Below are 261 nucleotides of genomic sequence, written 5' to 3' on the forward strand. Positions count from 1 at the left end.
GGAAATGAGAAAATGAGAAAATGAGAAAATGAGGTGAAGTTACAAGAAACGTGCTAGCGGAGGGATTGTCAGTTTATTCAACTTTGCCAAAGGTCGTAGCACGACGGGCAATTAACTTTGGCAAAGTGTGTACTGCAAAGATGATGTGTTGGGACTATTAAGAGAATCCGAAGAATATCGGAGAGAAACGGAAGGGCGTGTTGAGGTAAAAAGTGAAAAATGAGCTATAATTTGGGTGGGGTTAGCTTATAGAGAGCTTAT

Source organism: Capnocytophaga sp. oral taxon 380 str. F0488 (assembly GCF_000318255.2).
Lineage (GTDB): Bacteria > Bacteroidota > Bacteroidia > Flavobacteriales > Flavobacteriaceae > Capnocytophaga > Capnocytophaga ochracea.